The sequence below is a fragment of the Nostoc cycadae WK-1 genome, from assembly GCF_002897135.1.
In the GTDB taxonomy this organism is placed as follows: Bacteria; Cyanobacteriota; Cyanobacteriia; order Cyanobacteriales; family Nostocaceae; genus Nostoc_B.
Genome location: NZ_DF978464.1, coordinates 1 through 4,751 on the forward strand (window position 1 = coordinate 1; position 4,751 = coordinate 4,751).

2 protein-coding genes are annotated in these 4,751 nt (G+C 43.5%); one reads left to right on the top strand and one right to left on the bottom strand.

The window, feature by feature from the left end:
• Positions 1 to 3,315, top strand: a 3,315-nt coding sequence (locus NCWK1_RS28765; protein ID WP_187308277.1) for a translocation/assembly module TamB domain-containing protein, incomplete at its 5' end; no start/stop codon positions are given.
• Between the two features lie 291 nt (positions 3,316 to 3,606).
• Here NCWK1_RS28765 and NCWK1_RS28770 read toward each other — a convergent pair.
• A partial coding sequence (locus NCWK1_RS28770) for a WD40 repeat domain-containing protein (protein WP_187308278.1) occupies positions 3,607 to 4,751 on the bottom strand: 1,145 nt, incomplete at its 5' end.

The window sequence follows — 4,751 nt, forward strand, 5'->3', positions numbered from 1 at the left end:
GCTAATTTAAATAATGGTCGCTGGCAAGCTGTTGCTAATGCTTCGCAGATTCAACTCAGCCGTTTTTCACTACAACTGCGAGGAAGACTTAATGGTAATGTGCAGTTAGCTGGTAATACCAAATCTTTTGCGCTTGCAGATATTCGCGCCGCGGGACAACTTCGCGCTAATCAAGGGGTGGCGCAGTTAGCACAACCATTGACAGCGCAATTCCGGTGGAATGGTAAACAGATTATTGTGCCACGAGCAACGACACCGGGAATTAGTGCGAATGGTGCGATCGCCGTACAATTACCAGAAACAGGTACACCGAAAATTGCTGGTTTTAATTTCAATGTCCTGGCGCAGAATTTCAATCTCAATAATACAGGTGTGCAAGTACCGGGAGACATCGCCCTATCAGGCTTTCTCGATTTTAATGGGCGAGTTACAGGTACTTTAGAAACGCCCCAAGCTACAGGTAGTATTCGGCTGCGGGATTTCAATGTGAGTAACTTGGCCTTTGACCCGGTTTTAGCTGGTAGTGTTAATTTTCAAGGTGGACGCGGGGGAAGTCTGCAACTAACAGGGGTGCAAGATAGAATAGCCTTGAACCTGGATGGAAATTATCGCCCAACTTCATTTTTACTCAAGCGCGGTCAGGCAATTAGCACAGGTAGAACCGAAGGTGATAATTTAATCATCAACGCCCAACAGTTTCCCATCGCTTTAGTTGGCGGCTTTATCCCTGACAATAGATTGAAACCCTTGGGCGGACAATTATCAGGAAACTTAGTTGTCAATCTGAATAATTATGCTTTGGCTGGAGACGTAGCCATTTCTCAACCGCGGGTTGCTAGAGTTTCAGCCGCGGAATTTCGCGGTAGCTTCAATTATGCTAACGGTGCTGCTAACTTAACTAACGGTTTATTACGTCTTGGCGATAGTAGCATTGCCTTAAGTGGCAGTGTGCAAACTGGCAATAATCCGCAATTTCAAGTCCAAGCTAATTTAGTCCAAACTAGAATCCAAGAAATTTTACAAGCGTTTAATATCTACGATTTCCAAGACTTGAGTACAGGAACAGAACCGCCAACCCTCGCAGGCGCAGAAGCACTCAACACTACATCTCTTAGCTTACCCAATGCAGACTTACAAACCCAGTTAGAATATTTCTCGAAAATTGCCACAGTAGTAACGCAACAACAACAGCAAGAGGAAAAACAAACGCCGCCTTTGCCTAGCTTGGCAGAATTAACAGGTGCATTAAATGGCACAATTACCGCTAGTGGTTCGTTAAAATCTGGCTTGAATGCAGGGTTTAATCTTCAAGGTGCTAATTGGCAATGGGGACAATATGCTATTAATCAAGTAATTGCTCAAGGTAATTTTGCGGATGGTATTGTGACGCTCTCACCCTTGAGTATTGGCATCAATCAAGGATTAGTAGCCTTCACCGGACAGTTAGGCTTTGACCAACTTTCGGGACAGTTGAATGTAGCTAGTTTACCTTTATCTCTGTTTCAGCCTTTCATCGAACAATATCCTATAGATATTACAGGTCAAGTTAATGCTGTTGCTAATTTGCAAGGTAGTTTACAAGACCCTAAAGTAAATGGTGAAGTATCTCTGGCAAATGCAACTCTCAACCAGCAACCTGTACAAACAGGACAGGTAAAATTTGCATATAATAATGCGCGCGTGAATTTTGATAGTGCTTTACTATTGACGGGAACACAACCAGTTGCAATTACAGGTAGTATTCCTGCACCTTTACCTTTTGTCGCCGTCAAACCAGATAGTAATCAAATCAGTGTCAACGCTAACGTGAGTAACGAAGCTTTGGCGTTGTTAAATGTGTTGACTAACAATCAAGTTTCGTGGGTAGACGGACAAGGACAAGTCGCTGTCAACGTTAGCGGTACATTAAACCAGCCAATTATCAATGGAACTGCCACATTTAATAATGCAACTATCGGCGCTCAAGCTTTATCAGCACCATTAACCAATGTGACGGGAACAGCGCAATTTAACGGCAATACAGTCAATGTAGAAGGTATTCAAGGTAAATACAATCAAGGGTTAGTCACTGCGTCGGGAATCTTGCCGATTTTTACACCTCAGTCTACTGCATCTAATCCCCTAACAGTATTAATAGAAAAACAACTAGATTTTCAGGTTCCAGGACTGTATGAAGGTGGTGTGAGTGGGAATGCGGTAATTCGTGGAACCGCACTCAAACCGCGAATTGGTGGGGAAATTGAACTGAGTAACGGACAAGTTATTATTGGCAATTCCACCACCGCTAATTCAAAACCAGCAACGACAGATAGTAATAACATCAACATTAGTGCTGTAACAACAACAGCAGCTAACCCCAACACGACAACTACAACAGAGCCTACAAATGCTGTAAATAACACTGCTGTAACTAGACCTAATTTACCTGTAGAGTTTGCTGATTTACGTTTGACTTTAGGTAATGATGTGCGGGTTACGAGTCAGTCTCTATTGAGTTTTGTACCAGGAGCCTTAAGTCAACCCATACTTAGCTTTAACGCCAAAGGTGACTTGACCATTAATGGAACCTTAGCCAAGCCTCTCCCGGAAGGAGTGATTCGTTTAACAGGAGGACGAGTCAGCTTATTTAGCACCGAGTTCACTTTAGAGCGTGGCTACGAACAAACAGCAACGTTTACTCCTAGTCAAGGACTTGATCCTACCTTAGATGTCCGACTGTTGGCGATCGTCCCGGAGACATCAGCCACGAGTAACCGAATTTTAGAATCACCTTTGTCGGGAGAAATTAGTGATGTTTCTACCACTAATTTCGGGACTTTACGTACTGTGCGCGTACAAGCCAGAGCCACAGGACGAGCCAGTGAATTAAATCAAAATTTAGAACTTACCAGTCAACCTCGCCGCAGTCAGGGAGAGATTGTGGCGTTGCTAGGTGGGTCAATTTTGAATAATTTTGCTCAAACCGGAGATATAACGCAAGGATTAACCAATTTTGCTGGTACTACTATTTTAGGCAGTTTGCAAGGAACTATTACTGCGATCGGTCAGGCTGTTGGCTTTAGTGAATTTCGCATATTTCCTACTCCCATTACTGATCAAACATCAAGACGCTCATCTGTTCTTGATTTGTCAGCAGAGGGAGTGTTTAACATTAACAGAGATTTTTCTGTTTCTTTATCCCGTCCTTTGTTTAGTAGTGATGCGTCTTTTCGTTATAACGTCCTTTATCGACTGAATGATGAAATTTTGGTGCGTGGCGCAACTGATTTGGGCAGTGAAAATCTCCTGTTATTTGAGTACGAAACCCGATTTTAGTAGGGGCTTAGGCTCCGCCTTCCCGCAGGGTACGGCCGTTCGCCCTGACAAGATTAATGTTTTATCGCAAAGCAAATCGCCTTCATCACAAACGCTACCTCATCCATAGAGAACCTTACGTCATTCGTCACAAACCTTACGTCGTTGCTTATTAATGCTACCTCATCCATAAAGAACCTTACGTCATTCGTCACAAACCTTACGTCGTTGCTTATTAACGCTACCTCGTTTGTTATAAATGGGGAAGAGATCGCTCTAATCAAGCACAAATTAACCTTGCACCCTTGCCCTTTACTTGATGTCGTTGCAAAGTTTTTTATCCTCTTCAGTGGCATTTGGATTTTTCACATAATATTGTAGCCACACACAACCCCTCACCAACAACTCATCTAAACCCTGCACAGGCCACAACCGCACTGTCCTGTCTTCGGATACCGTGGCGATGGTTCGGCCATCGGGGCTGAAACTCACACTATAGACACTGCCCTGATGGCCTTTGAATTCCCGTAACAGTTGCCTCTCCATAGTCCACAACCGCGCTGTCCTGTCTTCGGATGCCGTGGCGATGGTTTGGCCATCGGGGCTGAAACTCACATACCATACAAAGCCCTGATGACCTTTGAATTCCTGTTTCAATTGCCCGTCTAAAGTCCACAACCGCGCTGTTTTATCAGCTGAAGCAGTGGCGATAGTTTTGCCATCGGGGCTAAAAATTACACTTAAAACACTGCTCTGATGACCTTTGAATTCCTGTTTCAATTGCCCGTCTAAAGTCCACAACCGCGCTGTTTTATCAGCTGAAGCAGTGGCAATAGTTTTACCGTCAGGGCTAAAACTTACACTATTGACTAAGCTCTGATGACCTTTAAATTCCTGTTTCAATTGCCCGTCTAAAGTCCACAACCGCGCTGTTTTATCAGATGAAGCAGTGGCAATAGTTTCACTGTTGGGGCTAAAACTTACACTATTGACCCAACTCTGATGCCCTTTAAATTCCTGTTTCAATTGCCCGTCTAGAGTCCACAACCGCGCTGTTTTATCGGCTGAAGCAGTGACAATAGTTTCACTGTTGGGGCTAAAACTTACACTATTGACCCAACCTTGATGCCCTTTAAATTCTTTAAGTAATTTTCCCTTCACACTCCATAACCGTGCGGTATTGTCATTAGAAGCAGTAGCAATGGTTTTACCATTTGGGCTGAAACTTACATTTAAGACCCTACTATTATGTCCTGTCAATTTTTGTACAAGTTGTTTATTATCTAAACTCCACAACCGTGAGGTATTATCATTAGAGGCAGTAGCGATGGTTTTGCCATCTGGGCTAAAAATTACACTATTGACCCAACCCTGATGCCCTTTAAATTCCTTAAGTAATTGTCCCTCCACACTCCACAACTGTGAGGTATTATCATTAGAGGCAGTAGCGATGGTTT